This is a genomic window from Methanoregula formicica SMSP, from assembly GCF_000327485.1.
GTDB classification, from domain to species: Archaea; Halobacteriota; Methanomicrobia; order Methanomicrobiales; family Methanospirillaceae; genus Methanoregula; species Methanoregula formicica.
Genome location: NC_019943.1, coordinates 1,404,720 through 1,429,014, shown reverse-complemented (window position 1 = coordinate 1,429,014; position 24,295 = coordinate 1,404,720). Strand labels below are relative to the sequence as shown.

The 24,295-nt window shown below is 58.7% G+C and carries 22 protein-coding genes; 8 read left to right on the top strand and 14 right to left on the bottom strand.

All coding sequences use genetic code 11. The annotated features are described in order from the left end of the window. Window positions 1–3: 3 nt before the first annotated feature. The 5 genes from cobJ to METFOR_RS15805 are packed head-to-tail and all read left to right on the top strand — an operon-like array spanning window position 4 to window position 3,188. Complete coding sequence (cobJ, locus tag METFOR_RS07270) at window positions 4–768, top strand: precorrin-3B C(17)-methyltransferase (protein WP_015285472.1); 765 nt, start codon at window positions 4–6, stop codon at window positions 766–768. Next, the gene (locus METFOR_RS07265; RefSeq protein WP_015285471.1) at window positions 716–1,381 is read left to right on the top strand and encodes a precorrin-8X methylmutase; all 666 of its coding nucleotides are present in this window, start codon (window positions 716–718) and stop codon (window positions 1,379–1,381) included. Before cobJ ends, METFOR_RS07265 begins: the two co-directional genes overlap by 53 nt. Then, complete coding sequence (locus METFOR_RS07260) at window positions 1,374–2,381, top strand: cobalt-precorrin-5B (C(1))-methyltransferase (RefSeq protein ID WP_015285470.1); 1,008 nt, start codon at window positions 1,374–1,376, stop codon at window positions 2,379–2,381. Before METFOR_RS07265 ends, METFOR_RS07260 begins: the two co-directional genes overlap by 8 nt. Then, window positions 2,378–2,959: a cobalt-precorrin-7 (C(5))-methyltransferase gene (locus tag METFOR_RS07255; protein ID WP_015285469.1), complete on the top strand. Its 582-nt coding sequence runs from the start codon at window positions 2,378–2,380 to the stop codon at window positions 2,957–2,959. The genes METFOR_RS07260 and METFOR_RS07255 overlap by 4 nt, the downstream gene beginning before the upstream one ends. A gap of 52 nt (window positions 2,960–3,011) precedes the next feature. Further along, window positions 3,012–3,188, top strand: coding sequence for a hypothetical protein (locus METFOR_RS15805; protein WP_015285468.1), 177 nt, complete (start codon window positions 3,012–3,014; stop codon window positions 3,186–3,188). Between the two features lie 6 nt (window positions 3,189–3,194). On the opposite strand, the gene METFOR_RS07250 is transcribed toward METFOR_RS15805, so the two are convergent. From METFOR_RS07250 to METFOR_RS07230, 5 genes are all read right to left on the bottom strand, one after another. After that, entirely contained in the window at window positions 3,195–3,719 is a 525-nt protein-coding gene (locus METFOR_RS07250; protein WP_015285467.1) for a hypothetical protein, read from the bottom strand. A 100-nt stretch (window positions 3,720–3,819) separates the two neighbouring features. Continuing rightward, complete coding sequence (locus METFOR_RS07245) at window positions 3,820–4,686, bottom strand: HhH-GPD family protein (protein ID WP_015285466.1); 867 nt, start codon at window positions 4,684–4,686, stop codon at window positions 3,820–3,822. Between the two features lie 338 nt (window positions 4,687–5,024). Continuing rightward, the gene (gene mutL / locus METFOR_RS07240; RefSeq protein WP_015285465.1) at window positions 5,025–6,833 is read right to left on the bottom strand and encodes a DNA mismatch repair endonuclease MutL; all 1,809 of its coding nucleotides are present in this window, start codon (window positions 6,831–6,833) and stop codon (window positions 5,025–5,027) included. After that, window positions 6,830–9,505: a DNA mismatch repair protein MutS gene (gene mutS, locus METFOR_RS07235; RefSeq protein WP_015285464.1), complete on the bottom strand. Its 2,676-nt coding sequence runs from the start codon at window positions 9,503–9,505 to the stop codon at window positions 6,830–6,832. The genes mutL and mutS overlap by 4 nt, the downstream gene beginning before the upstream one ends. 51 nt (window positions 9,506–9,556) lie before the next feature. After that, window positions 9,557–10,294: a metalloprotease family protein gene (locus METFOR_RS07230; protein WP_048110863.1), complete on the bottom strand. Its 738-nt coding sequence runs from the start codon at window positions 10,292–10,294 to the stop codon at window positions 9,557–9,559. Window positions 10,295–10,403: 109 nt separating this feature from the next. Between METFOR_RS07230 and METFOR_RS07225 the strand changes: the two genes are divergently transcribed. After that, complete coding sequence (locus METFOR_RS07225; RefSeq protein ID WP_015285462.1) at window positions 10,404–12,530, top strand: thioredoxin domain-containing protein; 2,127 nt, start codon at window positions 10,404–10,406, stop codon at window positions 12,528–12,530. On the opposite strand, the gene METFOR_RS07220 is transcribed toward METFOR_RS07225, so the two are convergent. From METFOR_RS07220 to METFOR_RS07205, 4 genes are all read right to left on the bottom strand, one after another. Then, window positions 12,531–13,007, bottom strand: a complete 477-nt coding sequence (locus METFOR_RS07220; RefSeq protein WP_015285461.1) for a pyridoxamine 5'-phosphate oxidase family protein — start codon at window positions 13,005–13,007, stop codon at window positions 12,531–12,533. A gap of 71 nt (window positions 13,008–13,078) precedes the next feature. Then, window positions 13,079–14,446: an MBL fold metallo-hydrolase gene (locus METFOR_RS07215; protein WP_015285460.1), complete on the bottom strand. Its 1,368-nt coding sequence runs from the start codon at window positions 14,444–14,446 to the stop codon at window positions 13,079–13,081. 68 nt (window positions 14,447–14,514) lie between these two features. Beyond that, window positions 14,515–15,825, bottom strand: coding sequence for a 2'-5' RNA ligase family protein (locus METFOR_RS14540; RefSeq protein ID WP_015285459.1), 1,311 nt, complete (start codon window positions 15,823–15,825; stop codon window positions 14,515–14,517). Between the two features lie 84 nt (window positions 15,826–15,909). After that, window positions 15,910–16,125, bottom strand: a complete 216-nt coding sequence (locus tag METFOR_RS07205; RefSeq protein WP_015285458.1) for a hypothetical protein — start codon at window positions 16,123–16,125, stop codon at window positions 15,910–15,912. 111 nt (window positions 16,126–16,236) lie between these two features. Here METFOR_RS07205 and METFOR_RS07200 point away from each other — a divergent pair, with 111 nt between their 5' ends. After that, on the top strand, window positions 16,237–16,920 hold the full coding sequence (locus METFOR_RS07200) for an HAD family hydrolase (RefSeq protein WP_148277626.1): 684 nt from the start codon (window positions 16,237–16,239) through the stop codon (window positions 16,918–16,920). Window positions 16,921–17,056: 136 nt separating this feature from the next. Continuing rightward, window positions 17,057–17,599 (top strand): pyruvoyl-dependent arginine decarboxylase, encoded by a 543-nt coding sequence (locus METFOR_RS07195; protein WP_015285456.1) that lies wholly within the window; start codon window positions 17,057–17,059, stop codon window positions 17,597–17,599. Between the two features lie 661 nt (window positions 17,600–18,260). Here METFOR_RS07195 and METFOR_RS07190 read toward each other — a convergent pair. The 5 genes from METFOR_RS07190 to METFOR_RS07170 are packed head-to-tail and all read right to left on the bottom strand — an operon-like array spanning window position 18,261 to window position 24,295. Then, a complete protein-coding gene (locus METFOR_RS07190) occupies window positions 18,261–19,028 on the bottom strand; it encodes an ATP-binding protein (RefSeq protein WP_015285455.1) in 768 nt (255 codons plus the stop codon). A gap of 17 nt (window positions 19,029–19,045) precedes the next feature. Next, window positions 19,046–20,092, bottom strand: a complete 1,047-nt coding sequence (locus METFOR_RS07185) for a uroporphyrinogen decarboxylase/cobalamine-independent methonine synthase family protein (RefSeq protein WP_015285454.1) — start codon at window positions 20,090–20,092, stop codon at window positions 19,046–19,048. Between the two features lie 5 nt (window positions 20,093–20,097). Beyond that, entirely contained in the window at window positions 20,098–21,999 is a 1,902-nt protein-coding gene (locus METFOR_RS07180; protein ID WP_015285453.1) for an ASKHA domain-containing protein, read from the bottom strand. Next, the gene (gene acsC / locus METFOR_RS07175) at window positions 22,000–23,337 is read right to left on the bottom strand and encodes an acetyl-CoA decarbonylase/synthase complex subunit gamma (RefSeq protein WP_015285452.1); all 1,338 of its coding nucleotides are present in this window, start codon (window positions 23,335–23,337) and stop codon (window positions 22,000–22,002) included. It lies immediately after the preceding gene. Window position 23,338: 1 nt separating this feature from the next. Continuing rightward, complete coding sequence (locus METFOR_RS07170) at window positions 23,339–24,295, bottom strand: acetyl-CoA decarbonylase/synthase complex subunit delta (RefSeq protein ID WP_015285451.1); 957 nt, start codon at window positions 24,293–24,295, stop codon at window positions 23,339–23,341.

Genomic DNA, 24,295 nt, shown 5'->3' with positions numbered 1-24,295 from the left:
ACAATGAAAGGATCGCTTGCCATTGTCGGTCTCGGGCCGGGCCTGCTCGACTACATGACGCCCTGTGCGATGAAAGCGATCGCAAAGGCGGAGTACGTGCTCGGCCACTCTACCTATCTCAAGCCGCTCATCCCGCTGCTGGAAGGCAAGCAGGTCATCAGCAGCACGATGGGAAAAGAGGTGGACCGGGCCCGGCAGGCCATCGACCTTGCCCGGACGCATCATGTTGCCATCGTATCGGGAGGCGACGCAGGCGTGTACGGCATGGCGAGCATCGTGCTCGAAGTGCTCGAGCATGACGGGGCCGATATCCCGGTTGAGATCGTCCCGGGCATCACGGCGGCAAACGCAGCAGCGTCCCGGCTTGGCTCGCCGCTCTCCGGGGACTTTGCGGTCATCAGCCTCTCGGACCTCTTAACGCCGCTTGAGGTGATCGAGGCCCGGCTCGATGCGGTCTTCACGCTCGGAATTCCGGTCGTGCTCTACAACCCGAAGAGCCGGGGCAGGCCGCACAACCTGGCGCTTGCAGTGAGCCTTGCACGAAAACACCTGAAGCCCGAGACGCCGGTCGGGATCGTGAGGAACGCACTTCGCGAGGACGAGGCGACCCGGGTGACAACGCTCGGCGAGATCGAGACAATCATGGATAAAATCGACATGCACACGGCGGTCATCATCGGCGGTGCGGAAAGCAGGATCTGGAGGAGGGGAGACGATGTCAAAGGAATCATCACGCCACGCGGGTACCACAAAAAATACGTATATTGATGTCGGGGCCGACACGCAGGAAGGCTACGCGATCTCGACGAAATCGCGGGCACTGGCACGCGAAGCCATCGGCAACGAGACGCCCGAGGACCGCGTGAAGCAGCGGTGCTCGATCGCGGTCGGGGACTTTGCCATGGCGGATCTGATGCGGTTCTGCCACAACCCCATCCCCGCCGTCATCGCGGCGCTGAAGAAAGGAGCCCCGATCATCACTGACATCCGCATGGTGCAGATCGGGATCCAGAAGAAGGGACACAAGAGCGAGGTGCTCTGCGCACTCGATTTCGGTGCCGATATCGTAAAGGAGCGGGGGATCACGAGGAGCTCGGCCGGGTTCATCGCGCTGAAGGACCGGCTGCCGGACTCCATTGTCGTGATCGGAAACGCACCCTCGGCACTTCTCTCGCTCTGCGCAATGGTGAAGAAAGGCGTCCGGCCCGCGGCCATCATCGGAGCCCCGGTTGGGTTTGTCAATGCCGCAGAGAGCAAAGCGCTGCTCCGGACGATTGACATCCCGTCCATCTCTTCCGAAGGCACGCGGGGCGGCACGCCGGTCGCGGTTGCCGCAGCAAACGAATGCATCACGATGTTCATCGAGGAAACGGATGCGTGATCCGGTTACCGGTTTTGTTTATCCTGAAGCCTGGGTGGAGAAGTGCCAGCGGCCCGGCCAGCTCCCGCTCGTTGAACGCGGCCTTGCAGTCCTGACATCATCGGGCACGGTCCTTACCCGGGGATTTACCACCGGAACAACGGCGGCAGCGGCATGCAAGGCAGCGGTCCTCTCGCGGGCCGGCAGACCGTTCACTTCCGTCCCCATCGCCCTCCCGTGCTGCCTGACCGTCAACGTTCCGGCCGAAGGATCCGGCGGGCAGGGTTCTGCCCGGAAAGTGCCCGGGGATTACCCGGGCGATGTAACGGCCGGGCTCCTCTTTGTTGCCGAGGCAGTGCCGAAGAACAAGGGGATAATAATCTCCTTCGGTGAAGGTGTCGGCCGGTTCGCCCGGGATACTCCCCGGTACAAGGCCGGCACGCCTGCAGTCAGCCCCCCGGCCCTTGCCTGTATTCATATCGCGGTCGAGGAAGCAATGAAGGAGGCCGGGTTTTTCGGTATCGAGATCCGGCTCACGATCCCGCAAGGCAGGGAGATCGGGAAGATCACCCTCAATCCCCGCATCGGCGTCATGGACGGGATCTCTATTCTTGGTACAACGGGCCTGGTCGAGCCGTGGGACGACCACCTGACCGAGTCCACGCTCGAGCGGATCGCCGCAGCGGACGAGCCGGTCCTCACCACCGGCCGGGTCGGACTCCGGTTCGCCCGGCTGATGTTCCCGGCACATGAGGTGATCCTGATTGGCGGGAAGATCGACCGGTCGGTTGCCGCAGTGAGAAATAAGGCGATCCTTTTTGGCCTCCCCGCACTCATCCTCCGGTACATCAACCCGCAGGTACTGGAAGGCACCGGGTCGGCAACGGTCGAGGAACTCTCGGTCACCCCGGCATTCCCCGCGATCGTTCAGAAGAACCTTGCCGCATTCAAAAAACGGTTTCCGCAGATCCGCGTGGTGCTCGTGAACCGCGAAGGTGAGATTATCGGAGAGAGTGCATGAAGATCATCGGCGTTGGCTGCGGCCCGGGGCTGCTTACGGAACTGGCAATCAAGGAACTCCGTGCTGCACGGAACGTGTACGGCTCGGACCGGGCCATCGAGCTTGCCCGGCCGTTCCTCTCTGCCTCGTGCCGCGTCAAGTCCATCGATGATTTCAAGGCCCTCTCCCGCCTTCCGCAGGACTCGGTGATCCTCTCAACCGGTGACCCGATGCTCGCCGGTCTCGGGTACCTGCAGGGAGAAGTAATTCCCGGGATCTCCTCGCTCCAGATCGCCACCGCCCGCTTGCACATTCCTCAATCCCGTGTCGCGGTAGTCGTTGCCCACGGGCGCGGGCACGAGAAGGGCATGGCCGATACGCTCGAAGAGGTGAAACGAGGAAAGATAGTGTTTCTCCTTGCCGACCCGAAGTTCGATGATGAGGAACTCTATGCCCGGCTCCAGCGGCTCGGGCTGCCCCTGCAGGTCGCAGTCTGCGAAAACCTCGGGTACCCGGACGAGAAGATCACAGTCGGGCCGATCGCAGAACCGCCCGTGACAACCGCGGACCTGTACTCGCTCGTGATCGGGAATTTCTAAACGGCAAACCTTTTTTTGTGGCCCGATCCACGTACTTCAGGGAAGAATAACCATGGACAAGGCAACAAGGACCCAGATCAGTATCGCATTCTTCGTAACCGGTTTTGTGCTGATCGCGATCCAGGACTTAAAGCGGCTCGACACGATCGACCTCGGCTTCACATGGCCGTACGCGATCATGTTCTACTGCGGCCTGATCTTCATGGCCGTCGGCTATTACCTGAAATAATCCGGCTCACTTTTTTGCCGCTCTGCCGGTAGCGGCCGGCTCGCTTTTTCCCACCTTGATCTCGCACTGCCGGTCTCCGGTGCACATGGTCCGGACGAACCGTGCCGAGAAGCCGTTGTTGAGCCGGGGGACCGCTGTCAGGGTGAAGGCCATGCACTTGCGGAACGCATGCCCCCCGGTGCTGTCGGCATCGATTTTCCCGGAGAGGAACGGACACCGCCGGATAACAATGACAGCGCCGTCTTTTGAGACTTCCAGCGTCTCGCTTTTGAACTCCGGGCCAAAGAGAATGACCATGACGGTGCGCATGGTCTCTGCGACATCCTTTGCTGTTCCCACCGGGAGGGACAGGATCTTTGCGATCTCGAACGCAGATGCGGCCGCTTCCATCCAGACCTCCTGCTCGATCTCGTCGTACCGGTCGCCCAGTTCTGCACGGAAGGCACGGTCGTACAGGAAGGGCAGCTTTGCCGAGAATTCCGCGGCAAGCCGCCATTTCACATCATCGGGAATGGGATTTGGGTCGGGCATGGCAGATTCCTCGTATCGTACCGGTGTATGGGAACCTGCGCATTATCAACTATTTGCTGGTGACAATCACCCGGTTTACGAAAGGTCTCCAGTAAAACCGTCACGCAGTCTTGTCCGCAATGGAAAAAGATCTTCCGTATCTTTTGATGAAACCCTCAGCTTCAAGTGCCCCGAGGATCCGCCCCACCCGGTCCGGGTCCCCGCCAACCTGGCTGACAAGCGCCTTTTCTGTCAGTTTCTTTCCCGACAGGAGCTGCCTTACGATCTCCCCGCGGATCTTCCGGTCGGAGCCTTCGAAGGCAGGCTGGCGGGAGTAGTGAACGCTCCGCCGGTTAGGATTCGGGACAGCCTTTTTGAGTTCCGTACCATAGTCCATGAGTGCATTGTACCATTCGCGGGGATTCTCGCGGTACAGGGCAGCTTCCACCAGTGGCCGGATTGTGCTGTCGTCAATAATGTCATTGTCCGGGAAGAAACAGTGGATGAAGATGCGCCGGATGTTCGTTTCGATAAAAACGACGGGCCGGTTGAAGGCAAAGGCGCAGATGGAGGATGCGGTGGCTTTGCCGATACCCGGAAACGTTGCCAGGATTTCCGGGTCATTTGGCAACACCCCATGGAATTCTTCCATAACCCTGCGGGCACATTTCTGGAGCGCGATGGCCCTGCGGTTATATCCCATTCCCTGCCACTGAGAAAGGAGATCAGCGAGCGGGGCTGTCGCAAGAGCGGAAAAGTCCGGGAACGCTGCCATGAACTGCGGGAATTTCTCGGCAACCCTGCCAACCTGCGTCTGCTGGAGCATGATCTCGGAGACGAAGATTGCGTAGGGGTCGGTTGTCTCGCGCCAGGGGAATTTCCGGCCGGAGGAACGGTACCGCGAGAGGACGAGATCCTGGAACGCGGGAATATCCTCCTGTGTGAAAAGAGGGCCGGGGCCGGTGAGGCGCTGCTGGGTCGAGGGCATGGCTGAAACGGTCTCTCTGTTTTGTGGATCGAATGTGCTGATAATCGTTGAGGTGCGGGCAAATTCAGAGTAATCATTTTTGAAATCAATTGCGAGTGATTGCCCCCCAGTCCCCCCTTCCCATTTTTATGCCGCCACAGGCAGGCAGAAAAATGGGCGGGGGGTTCCGTTGATGATATCCGGATCGTGGATGCAATCTGAAAAGAAAACCTTCGCAGATTTAATCCGGAAATGTGGCACAAGAGGGAGGGGCGATCTGAAAAAGAAATTTTCAGGTTGAAAATTTTTACAAAATATTCAGCTCTGCTAATTAACATGAAGCAACTTATCCCTCACCTTCATGATCGCTTAAACATCCCGTCCAGCTGCTCCCGCGTGAACCGGATAATCGTGGGCCGGCCATGCGGGCAGGTGAATGGGTTCTTCGTGAACCGGAGCTGGTCAGCGACACGCTGGCATTGTTCGGGAGTGCAGACGGTGCCGGCCTTGATGGCCCCGCGGCATGCGACAATGCGGGTAATCCTTTCGCGGTTGTCGACCCGCTCTCCGCGATCGGTGCTGACAAGATCGCTGATGATATCTTCAAGCAGGGACGTGTCCTCCAGTTTTCCGAGGACGATGGGGACGGTGCGGACAAGGAAGGTGTCTTTGCCGAACTCCTCGATCTGGAATCCTTCGTTCCGGAGTGCAGGCAGGAGTTCAGCGAGTACGGCACTCTCGCGCGGGGTGCGGTGGAGGATGACCGGCGCGATCAGTTCCTGCACGCGTTTTCCACTGCCGTCCTGTTGTCCTGCCAGCTCGTACAGGATCCGTTCATGCGCTGCGTGCTGGTCGATGATCAGGAGTTCCCCCGATGCGTTTGTTGCAAGGATATAGATGCCGCCGAACTCCCCGATGACCCGGAGGGGCGGGAGGGTTGCTGCGGGTGCAGGCCCAGCAGGTGCGAGCTCGGTGTGGCGGAGCCGTCGGTCGGAGTCAGTGACCCCGGAATGAGTCGGTTCGCTGACAACCGGAGGTTTTGTCTCGGGAAACTGGTAGGGGAACGAACGGGACAGTGCAGCCATTGCAGCAGGAGCATCAGCAACAATGGGTTGTGGCGCTGTAGTAGGCCGGATATCCGGAATAAGGTCATGGCCCGCAAGGGTCTTTTTTATTGCATCGCGGACAGCGCCTGCAATCTCCGGTTCCCGCGAGATGCGGACGAGTTTCTTGGTCGGGTGGACATTGACATCCACCAGGGCCGTGTCGATATCAAGCGAGAGGAACGCGACCGGGAACCGGTCTTTGGGAAGGAGAGTTCCATACCCTTCCTTGATGGCATTGGTGATGGCAGGGGAGGAGACATACCTGCCGTTGATGGAGAGGATAATCCGGTCCCGGTCTTTCCTTGAAAGAGAGGGACGGGAGATGTGTCCTGCAATGGCAACAAGCGGTGCTGTCGTGGAGACTGGCACAAGATCGCGGGCTGTGGCTGCCCCATAGATCCGGGCGATGGTGTCGAGACGGGTTGCGTTCCGGCCGGTGACGACCTGCTCCGTTCCATTGTAGGTGAGCCGGAACGCGATGGTCGGGTGGGCGAGGATGATCCCTTCGAGCATCCCGATGATGTGCGCAAGCTCGGTTGCCCTGCTCTTCTGGAATTTTTTCCGGGCCGGCGTATTGTAGAAGAGATCCTCGACCAGGACTGTCGTACCGCCCGGTGCGCCAATGGCACTGTTCTCCAGGATTTCACCGCCGGCAATGACGATCCGTGTCCCGGCAGCGAGTTCATCGTCACGCGGCCTCGTGATGAGCGTTACCCGGGCAACCGCCGCGATGCTTGCGAGTGCCTCCCCGCGGAAACCGAGCGTGCGGATCGTGTCAAGGTCGCGGATTTCCGTGATCTTGCTTGTTGCATGGGGTGTGAACGCGAGCAGGGCGTCCTCAGGGACCATGCCGCAACCATCATCGGTTATCCTGATGGATGTGATCTCGTTCTTTGATGCAATGATCTCGATCCTGACTGAATCTGCACCGGCATCAATGGAGTTCTCGACCAGTTCCTTGACAAGCGAGGCCGGGCGCTCCACGACTTCGCCCGCGGCAATCTTGTTGACCGTTGCCTGGTCGAGCACGCGGATAATCGTGGGGCTGCTGCCTTGCTTCATGGGTTCCCGCCATCCCTTTTTAGTTTCCGCTTCAGTTCCGCAATCGTTGCGAGTGCCTGGAGGGGGGTCATCTCATCCGGGTTGATGGCCTCAAGTTCATCCAGCACCGGGTTCTTTGCAGGGGCCGGGGTTTCTGCTTTGTCATCGACAAGGAGGATCTGGGTGTACCGCTGCGGGCGTGACCCGTTTTTCACCGGTGCGTTCAGGTCCTCGTCAAGGAGTGCCTCGGCACGCTCGGTGACTTTTTTCGGGATACCGGCCAGCCGTGCAACATGGATACCGTAGCTTTTGTCGGTTGCGCCGGGGATGATCTTCCGGAGGAAGACCACCTCGTCTTTTGTCTCCCTGACGGCGAAGTGATAGTTCTTTACACGTTTGAGCTTCTCTTCCATGCCGATGAGCTCGTGGAAGTGCGTGGCAAAGAGGGTCTTTGGCCCTGCACTGCCTTTCCCGTGCAGGAACTCGAGTACGGCCCGGGCAATCGAGGAGCCGTCCGCCGTGCTCGTGCCCCTGCCGATCTCGTCCAGGATCACGAGGCTCTTTGGGGTGACGTTATTGAGGATGTTTGCCAGCTCCAGCATCTCGACAAAGAAGGTGCTCTGGCCGCTTGCAAGGTCATCGAATGCACCCACTCTCGTGAAGATCCGGTCGAGGATGCCGATCCGGGCGTGCCGGGCCGGGACAAAACTGCCGGCCTGCGCCATGATGCAGATGAGCGCGGCAGCCCGCATGTAGGTAGACTTACCGGCCATGTTGGCGCCGGTGATGATCATGATCTGCGTCCCGCTGCCGGAGAGTTCGGTATCGTTCGGGACAAAGCCGCCGGATACTCCCTGCTCCACCACCGGGTGCCTGCCGTCGCGGATGACGACATCGTCGCTCTCGTCCAGCTGCGGGCGCACGTAGTTCCGTACCTGCGCTGATTCGGCAAGGGCGGCGGCAACATCGAGGACTGCGATGGCGTTCGCGGTTTCCTGGATGGCCGGGATATCCTTTTTGAGGATCCCGAGGAGCTGCACGTAGAGTTCGCGTTCCAGGGAGAGTACGCGCTCGTCGGCGTTGGTGATGAGGGTCTCTTTCTCGCGCAGCTCGGGGATTGTATACCGCTCGCCCGTGGCTGTGGTCTGCTTGCGCTCGTACCGGGGCGGGACAAGCGAAAGGTTGGGTTTTGTCACGTCAATGTAATACCCGAAGATCCGGTTGTACCCCACTTTGAGGGATCTGATGCCGGTGGCCTCGCGCTCCTTCTCCTGGAGTTTAACGATCCAGTCCTTCCCGGAGTGCAGCACGCCGCGGATGCTGTCGAGCTCCCCGCTGTATCCGGGCCGGATGATCCCGCCATTCCGGGCAACTGCGGGCGGATCGTCGGCAATGGCGTTCCGGATGAGCGCGATTATCTCAGGGAGGTTGTGAATGGCGTTGATCGCTTCTGCTGCGAGAGCCGGTACATTTTCTTTGGGGGTGGAAAAGCACTGTTTCAGCGCCGGCAGGGTTTCAAGAGTGTCTGCCAGCGCAACCAGATCGCGGGGCCCGGCGTTCCCGTACGCGATCCGGGCTGCAATGCGCTCGATATCGGCACAGGCCTTCAGGCTGTCGCGGAACGCGATCCGTGCTGCAGTCCTGCCGGCCAGGAACTCCACTGCGTCCAGGCGCCGGTTGATCTCGGCAATGTCCGTAAGCGGGCGGGAGAGGTACCGGTCCAGGAGCCGGCTTCCCATCGGAGTCTTTGTCAAATCGAGCGAGGAGAGGAGCGTTGCGCCTTTTCCTCCCCGGATACTCTCCCGCACCTCGAGGTTCCGGAGCGTGACGGCGTCCAGCACCAGCGATTCGGAGGAGTTCCGGAGCGAGAGGGCACGGATGTGGGTCAGCGGGGCATGCTGTGTCTCCAGCGCATAGGCAAGGGCAGCACCGGCCGCGCCGGTGGCACAGGACCGGCTCTCGAACCCGAATCCTCCAAGGGATGCGGTACCGAAGTGCCCGCAGAGAAGTTTTTCCGCCCGGTCGCAGGTGAAGAGCTCGTCCCGGCAGGCATTCACGATGACGCCCGCATCGCGGATACGATCGCGGAACGTGTCTGGAAGGTTTGCCGGGACGATGCACTCCGCGGGCCGGTACCGGGCGATCTCCGATCCCAGGGATTCAAGGATGGGATCATGGGGGACAATGGCAGCGAAGAACTCTCCTGTCGAAATGTCGAGGAGCGAGATGCCCCACTCTTTTTGTTTTGCATCCGGGAGGGCGGCCATCAGGTACGTGGCAGCGGTTGACGGGACAAGGGCCGGGTCTATCACGGTGCCCGGTGTGATGACGCGGGCGATCTCGCGTTTCACGACCCCCTTTGTGGTTTTCGGATCACCGACCTGTTCGCAGACTGCTACGCGGTACCCTTTGGCGATCAGTTTTGCAATATATCCTTCCGCTGCATGGTACGGGACACCCGCGAGCGGGATCGGGTTATCCCCGCTCTTTGACCGGGAGGTCAGGACAATATCCAGTTCGCGCGAAACCAGTTTTGCATCATCGTTGAAGGTCTCGTAGAAATCCCCGATCCGGAAAAACAGGATGGTATCGGGATGCTGCTCCTTCATCTCGTGGTACTGCTGCATGACCGGGGTCAGCCGCGCACCATTGCCATTCTCGGCCTTGTTCTCGGGTCCGGGCTCGCGCACCATGAGTGCAGATAGGTACCCCTCCGGATCAATTAATACCGATCTGATCGATCTTCAGCGGACCAGCGGCCGGCTGATATATACGTACCAGAGGAACAGGGGAAGCGAGAGCACAAGCGCGATGAGCCCGAAGGCAAGCCCGAGCGTAAAGCCCATGCCGGCGACGCTCGTCACCTTCCAGAGGATGTCGACTGCCCATGGGATCCCGGAGTGGATGATGACGATGCCCAGTACCGCAACCAGCGCGATCCCGAAAGCTGCGTTCCGGAGATCCTGCGAACTCGGGGCCATGGAGAGGACAAGACTCGTTGTCAGGTACAGGTAGAGCAGGAACCACGGGTGGAACGCGGAGACGAGGTTGGCGTCAAAGACACTGATCACGGAGACCGCGAGGGCATGCAGCGTGCCGGCGGAATCGATGGCTGACGGAAATGACGGGAAGACGCAGCCAAGGTATTCAGAAAAGAGCATGGTGAGCCCGGACAGCACCAGCGGGATGCCGAAGAGTGGCGCAGAGCTGATGATGACATCGCCAAGCACCGGGATCTTCGGGCGCGTGTACGTGACGGAGCCACCATCCCGCGAAAGAAGGACAACTTTTGTGATTTTTGCACCGGTCAGGATGCAGCCGAGCACGTGGCAGCATTCATGGACAATAACGCCCGGTGCCCGCATGGCAAGGTAGAGGAACCGGAGCGGCAGGACCTGGGCCCAGAGGTTGTCGAGCATGACCGAGATGCACATGATCGCAATGCCGGAAGCAATGACAATGAGGAACGGGAGGGGATCCATGGTGACCGGAACCTTATGAATAGTTCTCGTGAAAGGAGTGATAAGCATACCGGCACGAAGCGTTTGTCTCTTCTGAAAGGCTGATATCCCGGAATGTCCCAGTCAGCGTATGCAGAACCAGGAACCGGGCGGGGCGGGCGAAAAGGGCAACCGCCTCTCGCGCGAGAAGAGCCCGTACCTCCTCCAGCATGCGGAGAACCCCGTGGACTGGTTTCCGTGGGGAGAGGAGGCGTTCCTCCGTGCGGCACGCGAGGACAAGCCGGTCTTTCTCTCGATCGGGTATGCTACCTGTCACTGGTGCCACGTGATGGCGCACGAGTCGTTTGAGGATTTGGAGGTCGCAGAGCTGCTCAACCGCGACTTTATTGCCGTCAAGGTGGACCGCGAGGAGCGCCCCGACATCGACAGCACCTACATGCAGGTCTGCCAGATGCTCTCCGGGCAGGGGGGATGGCCGCTGACGATCGTCATGACACCGGAAAAAAAGCCGTTCTTTGCCGCCACCTATCTCCCGAAGGAGCGGCGGTTTGCCGTTCCGGGGCTTCTTGACCTGCTCCCGCGCATTGCAAAGGCATGGCGGGAACAGCGGGGAGAACTCCTCCAGTCTGCAGAATCCATCACCCAGGCCCTTGAGACGCGGGATGCGGCACCCGCCGGGCCGGAACCGGATGCAGCGCTGCTGGACGAGGGGTACGAGGATCTCCTGCTCCGGTTCGATCCCGGATACGGGGGATTTTCCGGTGCCCCGAAGTTCCCGACCCCGCATACCCTGCTCTTCCTGCTCCGGTACTGGAAGAGGACGGGGAAGAAACGCGCCCTCGACATGGTGGTAAAAACACTGGACGCATTCCGGGACGGCGGGATCCACGATCACATCGGCGGCGGTTTCCACCGGTACTCGACCGATGCACAATGGCGGGTCCCGCACTTTGAGAAGATGCTGTACGACCAGGCGCTTCTCGTGATAGCATACACTGAAGCGTTCCAGGCAACAAGGAACTATCGCTACCGCGAGACAGCGATGTCAACGGTACGGTATGTCCTGCGCGATCTTACCGATCCGGAAGGGGCGTTTTTCTCTGCTGAGGACGCGGACAGTCGTGGGGGTGAGGGGGCCTTCTACCTCTGGACAATGGGGGAGCTGGAGGCTGTCCTGGAGAAGGACGATGCCGCTATTGCAGGCCGGGTGTTCAATGTTCGGGATGAGGGTAATTTTCTCTCGCCTGAAAGTACCGGGGCGGAAAATATCCTTTTCCGCACCCGTACTGATGAAGCCCTTGTGTCAGTTACGGGCATTCATCAGGAGGAACTTGACGAGCGCATCGCATCCATCCGGGAACGGCTCTTTGCAGCGCGGGAGAAACGCGAGCGTCCCCGGCGTGATGACAAGGTGCTTCTCGACTGGAACGGGCTGATGATCGCCGCGCTGGCAAAGGCTGCCCGGGCCTTCGGCAATGGGGAATGCCGAACGGCAGCGGAACGCGCGATGGAGTGTATCCTGTCGCGGATGCGCACGGGTGACGGCAGGCTGTATCACCGGTACCGTGACGGCGAGCGTGCAATCCCGGGGTTTGCTGACGATTATGCGTTTCTGGGCCTTGCGCTGATCGAACTGTACGAATGCACGTTCGATCCCCGCTACCTTGCCGAAGCGCTTGCAATCATGAAAACATTCCGGGATCATTTCCTTGACCGGGAGAACGGGGGATTCTTTTTCACAGCCGGTGACGCAGAGGCGCTTCTTGTCCGGGACAAGGTAATCTATGACGGGGCTGTGCCATCGGCAAACTCTGTTGCCTGCGAAGTCCTCCTCCGGCTCTCGCGGCTTACCGGAACCACGGAACACGAGGATCTTGCCGCAGCGCTTGCCCGGTCCTTTGCCGGGCGCGTGCGTGAATCGCCGTCTGCATTCTGCTGGTTCCTCTGCGCCATCGAACGGGCTGTCGGGCCATCGCAGGATATCGTGATTGCCGGTGACAGCGGATCTCCGGCTGTCCAGGAATTTCTCGCTGCCGTCCGTTCCCGGTATCTCCCCCACTGCACGGTGATCCACAAGCCGGCCTCTGACCCGGACACCATTGCGGCTCTTGAAGCCTTAACTCCCTTCACCCGGAATATCCTCGCTGACCGGAACACGCCGGCGGCATATCTCTGTTCGGGGTCAACATGCTCCCTTCCCATTACGGATCCCGGCCTGCTGGCAGCGGAACTGGAGCGCGGGGCAAAAAACAGGTAATCAGAGATTCTTCAGCGAGACGATATCTTTAACGCCGGCGAGTTTCCAGACAAGAGAACGCTCTTCCTCGGCAATCGCAACCGGGGCATCCATCGGGGAATGGCCGAGGGCGGCAAGGATATTGCACGAGAGGTTGCGGTCCACGATCAGGTCAACGAACTTCTCCCGGATCAGTTTCTTCTCGATAGAGTCATCCACCTCTTCCAGGTATCCCTGGAGCGTGACGAACGTGTACATGGAGAGGTCTTTTGTGTATTTCTCGATCTCGACCGAGACATATGGGCTTTTGCGGAAATAATCGAGTTTTTTGCCGTATTTAGTCGAGAGGAAGTAGAGGAACGATCCATCGAAGACATAGAGGAACGGTGCAATGTACGGGTATTTCTCTCCCAAGAATGCGATGCGGCAGACATACCCCTTCTCGATCAACCGGTCATATTCTGCCTTGTCCATCCGGGGGATTTTTATGATTTCCATAGGTTCCCAAACCTCATTCCTAACAGGAGACGATAAACCTTTTCAAATGGCGTCAGGGAAAAGAAACGGGATCAGGGGACGGTCTCAAACCCTGCCCGGGTCCATGCAGCCATGCCACCCAGCAGGTTGGTGACATTGTTATACCCGTTACGGGAGAGGAGGCTGGCTGCAAGGCTCCCTTTGAATCCCGCATCGCAATACGTGATGACCGGCCTGTCCTTTGGGATCTCGTCAAGGTGCTGCAAAATCTCGCCGACATAGATATGATGCGCCCCCGGAATATGCATGGAGGAACGCCACGTATCCCCGTGACGGACATCCAGCAGGAATGCCGGCTCGCGGTTCAGTCGTTCCGCAAGGTGCGGGGCGGTGCATGACGGGAGCATGGCGATCTCTTTTCCGGCAGATGCCCAGGAACCAAAACCCCCGGAGAGGGTCCCCGCGATGGTGTCATATCCCATGCGGATGAACTGGCGTGAAACTTCTTCAAGGCCGGTATTAAAATCATCGACAAGGGCAATTGGATTCTCGTATTCGAGGACAAAACCGGCAAAACCCGATATTCCGCGCCGCCAGAGCGAGATGCTTCCTCTGATATGGCCGCCGGCAAATGAGGTCGGGGACCGTATGTCGACAACCTGGCAGCCATCCCGTAGTGCGGTTTCGAGGGCACCGACAGAGAGCGGGCGCGGGTAATAATCGGCAGGGGCGCGGGGCGGCCCGTTGCGGTTCCAGGCCTCCATGCGCCGGAAGTATCGGGGGGTGTACGGCGATTCGGTAACACGATGTGCAATGAACGCATCGCGGCCCATCTTCAGCCGTGGATTGGACAACCGTTCATACCCTGCGGTCGTTAACGGGTGTTCAGCAATAGCGCCTCCGCAGATGGAGCCGGGGCCATGGGCCGGGCAGATGATGACACCATCGCCGAGTGTCAGGATCTTTGTGGTAATGGAATCAAAGATCTTTTGTGCCATCTCCGCATTTCGTGACAGGCCATAGAAATCGGTACGGCCTATCTCGCCGGCAAAGAGCGTGTCGCCGCAAAAGACCATGAACGGGTCGGGCGAGACCGCAAGGTCCCGGACAACAAGCGAGATGCTCTCTTCCGTGTGGCCGGGCGTCTCCAGCACCAGGATCTCAAGGGTCCCGAGCGTGAACCGGTCCCCTTCCTGCACGGGGTTGCCGAAGGCAAAATCCATCTGCCTGCCATGCCATATCTCCGCACCGCAGGCTTCTTTGAGGGCGGTTGACCCGGTCACATAATCTTCGTTCCGGTGCGTCTCGAAAATGTGGCGGATGGAGAGGCCGTTGTTGCGTGCTATCTCAAGATAGATGTCGCAGTCGCGGCGTGGATCGATCACGGCAGCCCCGGTGCCGGATGCGATAAGATACGAATAGTGGGCAAGACCTTCGGAAACAACCTGGCGGAACAGCATACCGGCTTCCCCTGTATGGTGACTCCGTGCCGATATGCAAAAAGGATTGCGGACCGGGCATTCCCGGTTCAGGAGACGTAAGGATAATTCACGAGTACGGGATCGTTCATGCCGGTCTTTGCGCGATCACGGATTGTCTCGCAGATATCAGAGAGACTTGCCGGGACATACCCGATCACTTCGGCACTGACATTAATCCGTTTGTGCTCAACGTCGATGAACGGATAGTTCCGGAGATCGTTGTTGTGGTGGTGGCCATGGATGACCCATCCTTCGAAGTCCTCCGGGGCATCCGCCGGATCATGGACAAGGCAGAACTGCATCCCCTCGTGTTCTATGAAGATGAACGGGGCCAGACCCGGGTCCGGTCTGTCATGGTTCCCGGAAATGAAGACAGCGTCCCCGCGAAGCAGGGTGTAGTACTCCTGCGGCGGGCGGGCATGGGGACCATAGCAGAGATCACCGATATGGAAGATTTTCGTGTGTTCCGTGCACCGGGCGTTCCAGTTGCCGATGAGGACACGGTCCATGGTTACGGTATCACCAGCGCGGAAGGGGCGGGAGCAGTAGGGGATGATGTTTGCGTGGCCGAGGTGGAGATCGGCAATCAGGAGGATGTCACCGGGATCGGCCGGGCAGGGGGTTGTGAGTTCAAAACCGGCATTTCTCCGGTAGCGCTCAAGCGTCTGCTCCCAGCGGGAACTGTTGTGCCGGAGGTCACCGGTGATCCAGCACTTTTCCAGAAGATCATATTCTGCAAGGATCCGGTCTCCGTTCATGACCGTGATCCGGAGGCCGGTCTCATCAAGGAGTACTGGTTTGTGGGGGGGACGGAACCGTGCATGGATATAATATTCCAGCAGCGACCGGATCCACAAGAACAATCCCCACTGCCTGTTGTGTGGCGGAGCTGCGGCCTCTGATTCGAGCAGCGCAGAGAAGATCTTTTCAGCGGTCTGTTCCCGCAGGTGGTTTGCCACAGTGACGTGATACCATTTCTGTTCCGGGTGGCCGTCCCAGGCATTGTGGCTTCTTGTCAGGGGTGTAAGGGCCCGGGCAATCTGTGCGGTGAGTTGTTTCAGGGAATCCGATGGCCGGACAGATAATGCGATGACACTGCCGTGCATGCCAACCCGTTTCTCGAACCGGTCAAGGGTGAACGGGATGGGATCGAAGCCCGCTGCAATGGACCCGATGCAGTCGAGGATCTGATCGCGGGAAACGCCCGGAAGCAGTTCCATGGGCCCGAACAGCGTGAGGTGGGGATGGCGTTCAAGAGACCGTGTGATCCTGGCAGTTCCGGCAATTGCTGATGCTGTTTTTCGGATCCGTTGTTTTGTTTTCCCAAGCCGGATCTCCACAAGATAGATGTCATCCATAGGCAGGCGGTTCTGCTGAAATAGTACTGTATGGGCGGTCTTTGGGATTAAAGGTGCATCCCGGCAACCAGTGCAAAAAGGAGATCAGGGCCGGGTCTTCTGGTGTGCCAGGCCAAAGAGCATGGCAATTCCGACAAGAACGGTTGCCACGCCCCCAACACCGAGCACGATCGCGATTCCCGGTGCCAGGGTGGAGGCAAACACGGTGCCGGATGCTATCAGGACACCTCCGATCAGGATGGTCACAACAGGTTTCATCACCGGTTCTGCGATATGCGCTCCCTCCTCAAGGTATCTCATAAGTAATCCCCGGTGGTATTTACAGATTACTCCCATAATCTCCTGGCGCAATACGGGTACGGGGGACCATCAATAGCATCTTTACGTAATCCGGTCAATAAGCTGGAAACAATGAGCATGCCCGGTATGGTCTCGAAACTCCTGTTTGACATGGACAATACGCTCTTTGACCTCGTGGAGGCACAGGTCGCTTCCTGCCACGCCGTGGTACGGTTCCTCGGGCATGATGACGGGGACGAGCTCTTCTCGTACTTCCTCCAGCCGGTGCATGGCTTTGAATCGCATGGCAATATCCGGCAGTACATGGAGGACCGCCGGATCCCGCTGGACGGGACGTTTGATGCGGCCTGCCGGGTGTACGAATCAGTGAAACTGAAGGCCATCCACCCGTATCCCGGTGTTGTGGAAACCCTGGAGAACCTCTCGGATGAGGGATACCCGATGTGTATCGTGACGGATGCGCATTCCCGCGATGCGACCCTGCGGCTGGAGAAGGCCGGCATGCTCCGCTACTTCACGAGCCTTGTCTCGTTCGATCTTGTACAGGAGAAAAAACCGGGTCCCGGCCCGTTCCTTACTGCGCTTGAGATGATGCAGGCTTCCCCGTCGGATGTGCTCCTCATTGGCGACAGCATCCGCCGCGATATCGAGCCCTGCACCCGGCTGGGGATCCGGACGGTCTATGCACGGTACGGTGACCGGTTCTCCGCGGACCGGCAGGAGCATGGCGCGGATTATGTGATCGATTCCATGAGCGAACTCCCGGAAATTCTCAAGAGGATTAACCAGGCCTGATTTTTTGAAAAATATTTCTCAAGTCTGCAGTTTTTCATGCGAGAAAAACCATTTCTGGAGATCCATTCTTTGAATTTCCGCCTTTTTCCCTGTCACCACCAATAACTTAAAAAAACGGATGACCCCAATAAAAGCTATGTATGTTCCGAAAGAGATCTTTTTCACCAAAGGCGTAGGTGTCCATAAAGATCGTCTTGCCTCGTTCGAGCTTGCACTGCGGAAGGCCGGCATTGAAAAATGCAATCTTGTCTATGTGTCGAGCATCTTCCCCCCGAAGTGCAGGCAGGTCTCGCGCTCGGCCGGGCTCAAAAAACTCGAGCCTGGCGCAATGACCTTCTGCGTCATGGCCCGGAACGACACCAATGAGCCCAACCGGCTCGTCTCCTCCGCCATCGGGCTCGCCCTCCCGAGCGATACTGCCGAATACGGGTACCTGTCGGAACATCATGCCTATGGCGAGACCGAGAAGAAGACCGGGGAATATGCCGAGGACCTTGCGGCAACCATGCTCGCTACAACGCTCGGCATCGAGTTCGACGTCAATGCCGCGTGGTCGGAACGCGAGCAGACCTACAAGGCCAGTGGCAAGATCATCAAGACCAAGCACATCTGCCAGTCCGCAGAAGGGGACAAGAACGGGTTGTGGACAACGACGATCGCGGTCGCGGTGTTTCTTTGATTTTTGTATTTTTTCTCCGTTGAAAACATTATTTGAATGATGGGGGCTGATGCCCCCATACCCCCTTTTGTGATAAATGGCCGCCACAGTCGAAGAACGCTTTGCATTCTTCTCCCATCTCATCCCCGCGGGATTCGATGAGAGGATTTTTTTAAAAACTCTGCTTCATTCTTGCAGAATGAAGCACCCCGAAGGGAGACCGCCGTGACCAAAGTCAGGGCGGTCTGGAGAAAAATCCCGAGGATTTTTCAACTCGCCCCGCGGCGGCATCAAATACCTGTTCGAATCATTGTAATTATTCTTCTAATGGTAATCCAGAGACATCGCCTGCGCCCCCAAGTCGAAGAACGCTAACGCGTTCTTCTTCTGCTTCGGGTCTTATAACCCTTAGCATCCCCTTGGGGGTGCTTTATTCCAAAGGAATGAAGCAGAGGGATTTGAAAAATCCCTCTTGTCGAACCTCTTCAGAAGTGAGACACGAAAAGAACCTGAAAGATTCTTCGAGTCAGGGATGGCACAAGGGGGGCGATCACGACAAGAATAGGGGGATTATTCAGAGTAAAAATTTTGCATCTGAATATCAAAAGAGGATTGATAGTGCGGTTTGACCATCTTGATAAATAGCATGGCGGTGGAGTATCAGACTATCAGAACCAAGAGGCTATTTCTCACCCCGCGCCCTCTTCATCTCCCGGATCCTCTCCGCCAGTTCCCGCACAGCAACCCGCGCCGGTGAATTGTTCGGAATAAGCGAAACCGGCTCCGCTGCCAGGTCCGCTTTCTCCACAGCAGGATCTTCCGGAATAATAGCAATGGGCGATTCAGATCCAATATCGATTGAAGCCGCCCCGGTTTTGTACTGGTTGAACACAACGCGGATCTTCTCCTGCTCAAGGCCGAGCTGGGTGGCAATCTCCCTTATGCGGGCGATAGTCCGGAGGCCCCGGGCGCCGGGATCGCTGACAATGAGGAGGAGGTCCGGTTTTCCGATAGTGCCCCGGCTGATGTGTTCCATGCCTGCCTCAGAGTCGATGACAATGAACGGGTAATCGCGTTCAAGTGACTGCATGCATTCCGACAGGAGGTCGTTGGCAAAACAGTAGCAGCCGGTTCCTTCGGGCCGGCCCATGGCGACAAGGTCGAATCCCTCGCTCTCGACAAGAGCCTGCCGGAAGCGGAGCCGGACATAGTCGTGCCTGTTCATGCCGGGCGGGATATTCCGTGAGAACGCCTCCTCCCGCATGCTCCCGAGCGTCTCTTTCACGGAGACGCCCAGTGCTTCATGCAGGTTGGCATTCGGGTCTGCGTCAACGGCAAGGACCGGCGTCTCGCCCAGGGCGATGAACAACCGGACAAGGAGAGAACTGACCGTTGTCTTGCCGGTCCCTCCCTTGCCGGAGAGTGCAATCGTAAAAGGGTGTGGCGACATTCTGCTTTCTCCGTATGTCAGCAGGGCGGGTAGTTTTTGTCGGCACGGATCCGGAGGGAGATCTCTGCTGCTGCCCCCATGATGCCAAGCGAACCGTCCCTGTCGGCAAAACGGATCCCGCAGCTGGGGGTGACGAGCGACTGTGCATCAAAGAGCTTTTCCGGCATTCTCTGGCAGAGATGGGTACGTATCGCGAGATACTTCTCATACAGTGTGTCAACCGTTTCCGTAGTGAAGATCTTGTATTCGGCCGGAACAATCCCCCATGCTACGACTCCGCCCCGCTCCATAAAGGTGATAACCGAGTCGGCATACAGGAGGAACTCTTTTGCCGTTGCATAGGCATCGAGGGAGATGACTGCGGGGCTGAGTTCCATGACAAACTCCCAGTCCGTATTGGAGCAGCAGTGGACACCGAGCCCGCCCTGGACGAGCGAGGCGATATCCTCCCATCCTGCTTTCACGGTATCCTTGTCAACCGGGACAACCGAAGAGCCGAGCGATGCAAGGTAGGGCTCGTTCAAAACAACGAGCGTCTCCTTTGCACCGCACTGCTCCCTCATAGCATTCTCGCACCAGCGGGCCTTGAGCGCGATCATCTTGGAGAGGACATCGGCAAGCTGGGTGTCGTAATAGATCGGACGTTTGTCTGCATCCACGACCTGCATGCCGAACGTGACCGGACCGGTCACCTGGCACTTGAGCACGCAGGCAGAGGGGACTGTCCGTGACAGCATCTCCATGAATGCCGAAGCATACTCCCTGTTGAGCCCGTAGCCGGAGAAGTTCCCTTCGACAAAGTCCATGTACACCTTCTCCATTGCCGCGGTCTGGTCTTTTGTGCTGTCAAACAGGAGCCGGTCCTCGCGGATGATGCGGCCCGGGAGCTGTTCTGAGTCATTGAAGACAATGCCCTCCAGCAGGGCGCGGTTTGGCAGCGTCGGGATATAGGGGAAACCCGGAAAGATGGAGAGCACGTCGTCGCAGGCCTGTTTCGGGTCGGTGTGGGGGAGCCCCCCGACGCCGGTTGCGAGAGAGTAGGGTGGTGGTATCATTATTGCCATGCTGATCACTCCTTCCTGATCCGGCAGGAATCGAGGAGTTTCTGGACTCCCGGGAAGAGCGAGAAGTCCGTGTGCGGGAGGAAGGTGCTGCCGGTGTACTCGTCCATAAAGGAGCTCTCGGCATTCAGCTCGATGTAGGCAATCCTGTATGCGATATCATCAAGGGTCTTTCGGGCCCGGCGGTTGATGAGTGCAATGTTTGCACCGGTGACCGCCCCGTTGCCGATATTTTTGATGTCGTTTAAGTCAATCTCCGGGATCAGGCCGATGATCGTAGCGTTCTTCTTGTCCAGGTAGTTGCCGAATGCACCGGCAAAGTAGATGGTCGAAATGTCCTTGTGGGTCACCCCCGCTTCCTTCATCAGGGTAACGCAGGCAGCGTGGACTGATGCCTTGCTCATGATCAGGTTCTTGATATCGTTCTCGGTGATCACGATGTCCTTTCCGATATCCGTCTCCTTTGCCCAGGCAATGACAAATTCGGGGAAGTGCGTTCCTTTCCGGATGCGGGGATGTTCGATCTCGGTGTTAATCCGTCCGGTCCGGTCGATGACACAGACAACCAGCAGCTCGGCAAGCAGGTCAATGAGCCCCGAGCCGCAGACCCCCCGGGGTTTGATCCCGTTGATGGTCGAGTACTCCGGGTCGAGCGTGACCGGGTCAATGGTGATCTTCTCAATTGCCCCGGGGTTGGCCCGCATGCCAAAGAGCACCTCGCCCCCTTCCAGGGCCGGGCCGGCCGCGCCGGCACAGGAGAACATCCACTCCCTGTTCCCGAGCACAACTTCGAAATTCGTGCCAATGTCCACGAGGAGCGAGATCTCATCGCGCTCTCCCATGCCGCAGGCAAGGATGTCGGCAATGATGTCGCCCCCGATGAAATCGCTGACCGCCGGAAATGCAAAGACGCCGCCGTTCGGGTTGCAGTTGATGCCGAGACGGTGGGCAGCGATCGAGAGCGCCCTCCGGACAACCGGGACATACGGCTCGGCGATCATGTAGGCCGGGTCGATCTCGAGGAGCATGTGAGTCATGACGGTGTTTCCGGCAACAACTACATCATAGATGTCCTCGCGGTCGATCCCGGCAGAGTTCGATGCGGTGGTGAGGGCCTGGTTGATACTCTCGGCTGCAAGTGCCTGGAGCTTGGTAAGGCCGTTCTTCCGGGCAAAGTTGACCCGGGCCAGAATGTCCTCACCACAGCTGATCTGCTTGTTGTAATTCGAGGCCACCCCGACGACTTTCCCGGTTACCAGGTCCCAGAGATAAACGACAACGGTTGTCGAGCCCAGGTCCACGGCAGCGCCATAGGCCCTCTTCGAGGTATCGTTCTCCTGGAGATCAATGACCCGGTACCCCCCGGGAACGAGGCCGATGGTTGCCGTCACCTTCCAGTCACTGTGACGCAGGATGGAGGGGATCTCGCGGAGCACCTCAAGCGGAGCGTACATCTTCTCCGCCACCGGCCCGCCGCTCTTCTGGATGCCCCAGAGAAGGCGGGATAGGTCAGGCGACGGGTCGGCAAGACTCGGCGGCTGGAGCTCGACATAATATTTCCTGACCGACGGGCGGAACTCGATCTCGTGGTCAAGCCCCTCGACAAGGATCTTCTGCTCCTGGATGAGGGTGCTCTCGGGAACGAGGACATGGAGGTCACCCTGGACAATCGTCTCGCAGGCAAGGCAGGCGCCTTTCTGCAGCTCGGCGTCAGAAAAGAACCTGCCGAATTTCTGCCGGTCGAACTCTGCGCGTCCCGACTGAATGTATACGATGCATTTGCCGCACTTGCCCTGGCCGCCGCAGACAACGTTCATGGAGAGGCCGGCCCGCTGCGCGGCATCCAGTACGGTCGTCCCCCGGGGGACATCGATCTTGCGGTAACTGGGGAGGAAGGTAACGGTCCGCATCTATTTTTTCCACTCCTCGTGCAGGTACTCCCCGATCTCCGCTGCATCACGGGGACCGACAAGGACCTTCCAGCCGGTTGCATCTTCTATTCTTCCGGAAAGAGGCGATGCATACCCGGGGATGATCAGCTTCCGGTGGGAGACCTCGTTCTCAAGCCCGAACTTTTTGATTGAGTCGCGGACAAGCATCTCCGAGAGTTTTCCTGCTGCTACGGCAGTCAGGACCGAGAGCCCCTCCGTATCCACGATCAGCATGAAGCAGGGGACGCGGGCAGATTCGAGGTATCCCTGGAGCGTGAAGAACGTGAGTGAGAAGTTCACGGTCATCAGGACGGGTGAGTCCTTATCCGGCGAGCCTACGCGGTAGATTCCCGGGTTCATCTGGATGGGTTTCTGGGGATCGGTATAGATGTTCTGCCGGAGGGTAAGGGCAGCTTTTGCGGACCCGACCGGGAGGGGATCGGTAACGATGACGGACCCGTATTTGACAATTCCTAATGCAACGGCTGCATCCTGCTGGCCGGTCTCTGCTGCATTGAGGTACACCGGATACCCGAGATCCGGGACTGCACGGGTGATGGCGAGCTGGCGGACAGCCGTGGAACGCCGGATAAAGTCACCGAAAGTTCCGGGCGCAAGGTCAAGGACAAGGTCAGGCACGCCATCGGCTGTGCAGGTCTTCACCAGGTTTACAAGGCCATCGAGGCTGCCGGATCTCACGACAAGCGGGCAGCCGTGCTGTTTAGCAAGGGCGCACATCTCCTTTACATTTTCCTGCGTTGCTGCATGGAGGAGGGGGCGGTAGGTGCCACAATAGACCAGCGCTGCTTTCAGGGCTGCTGTGTCTTTCGAGATGAGGACGGGCGGCAGGTGGGCTTCGACCTTTTCCACCGTTTCCACGGCCCGGGCAAATGTCTCTGCCGAACCACTCACATTCTCAATAGCGATACCATTGAACCGGAGGTCAGCACCCACGCGGGTGAGCGTCTCGTCCCGCACCCTCCGCGTAACGGCAACGATCTCGTCAGCCTGCATCGTATCGGTGACACGGAAGACAATGCCCGGGGGGTGGTAGAAGGTCTTCTCGTGGCGGTACAGGACGGTCTCTTCCCCGACCTTGAAGTTCCTTGTACCGACACCGATCTTGACGAGACGGATCGGCGGGCGGGTTGTTGCGCCAAGCACGGACTTTGCCTCGTCACTCAGGTACGGGCAGAGGTCGAGGTCTGCTTTCCCGCCGGCAAGTTTCATGGCGAACGTGAGACAGGTCGGATCCCCACACTCCTTGCAGTTCTTCTTGGGAAGGAGCTTGTAGATATCGAGTGCCTTGAGGGCCATCTCACGGCACCCCCGCGGAGTGTGCCGGTTGTTTCATGCCGGCAAGTGCCTTCCGTAAGGGCGCGATGGTTCCGGGGTGACGGACGCAGAGGATCTCTGCCCCGGCAGTTGCGGCCGCAAGGCAGGTGAAGAGCTCCCACTGGATTGCGGTCTCGTCCTGCAATCCGGCGCCAGCCTCCCGCACCTCCTTGATGGTAAGGGTATCGGCCGCGGAGCAGATCATTGGCATGGCAAGGTCGCTGTCTCCCTTGAGGGCAGAGAAGCGTATCCGTTCCATGGCAGAGTATGAGTACTCGAAGCCATACCCGAGCGCTCCCGTATACGGATCAATGACAATGTGGTCGCGCTGCACCCCGATCTCCTTGAGGAGAATGTTGAGCTGCTTTGCCAGGTTGATATCGATGGGAGACTGGGCGATGATGGAATGGTTATAAGCAAGGGCAGCTGCTGCGATGCTGCGGTACTTCCCCGCTTCTGCGGTCCCGAGGAGGAGACGCTCCCCCTGCCCGGCCTCTCCGCATTTCTGGTACACTTCGCTGTCGATCTTCGGCTCGTTGCTCCCCTCGATGATGACCGGGAGACTGGTTGCCAACAGGACACCTTCGACAACAGGGCCAAGAGACGCAACGTCTGAGAAGTTCCTCTGCTTCGTGCTGGTCAGGTGGAGGCGGACAAGGTCGGCGCCATAGTCTGCATCCGCTTTCTTTGCCCATTCGTTCACGTTGCTCGTCACGTCACCGCAATACTCTTTCACAATGGGCGACCAGAAGGAGGGGTTGTCGCAGATCTCAAAAGCAATGAGCGGGGCGGGTGTGGAGGGCTGGCCTTCAAGGAACGGGAGGGTTGTTCCCCCGCCGATACGGTACGAGACCCTCCGCGTCCCGCCATCAGCATTCGTTGCACCGAGGACCACTTCGCCAATGGGGGTGGTCCAGCCGAAATTCAGCTCGGGCGGCAT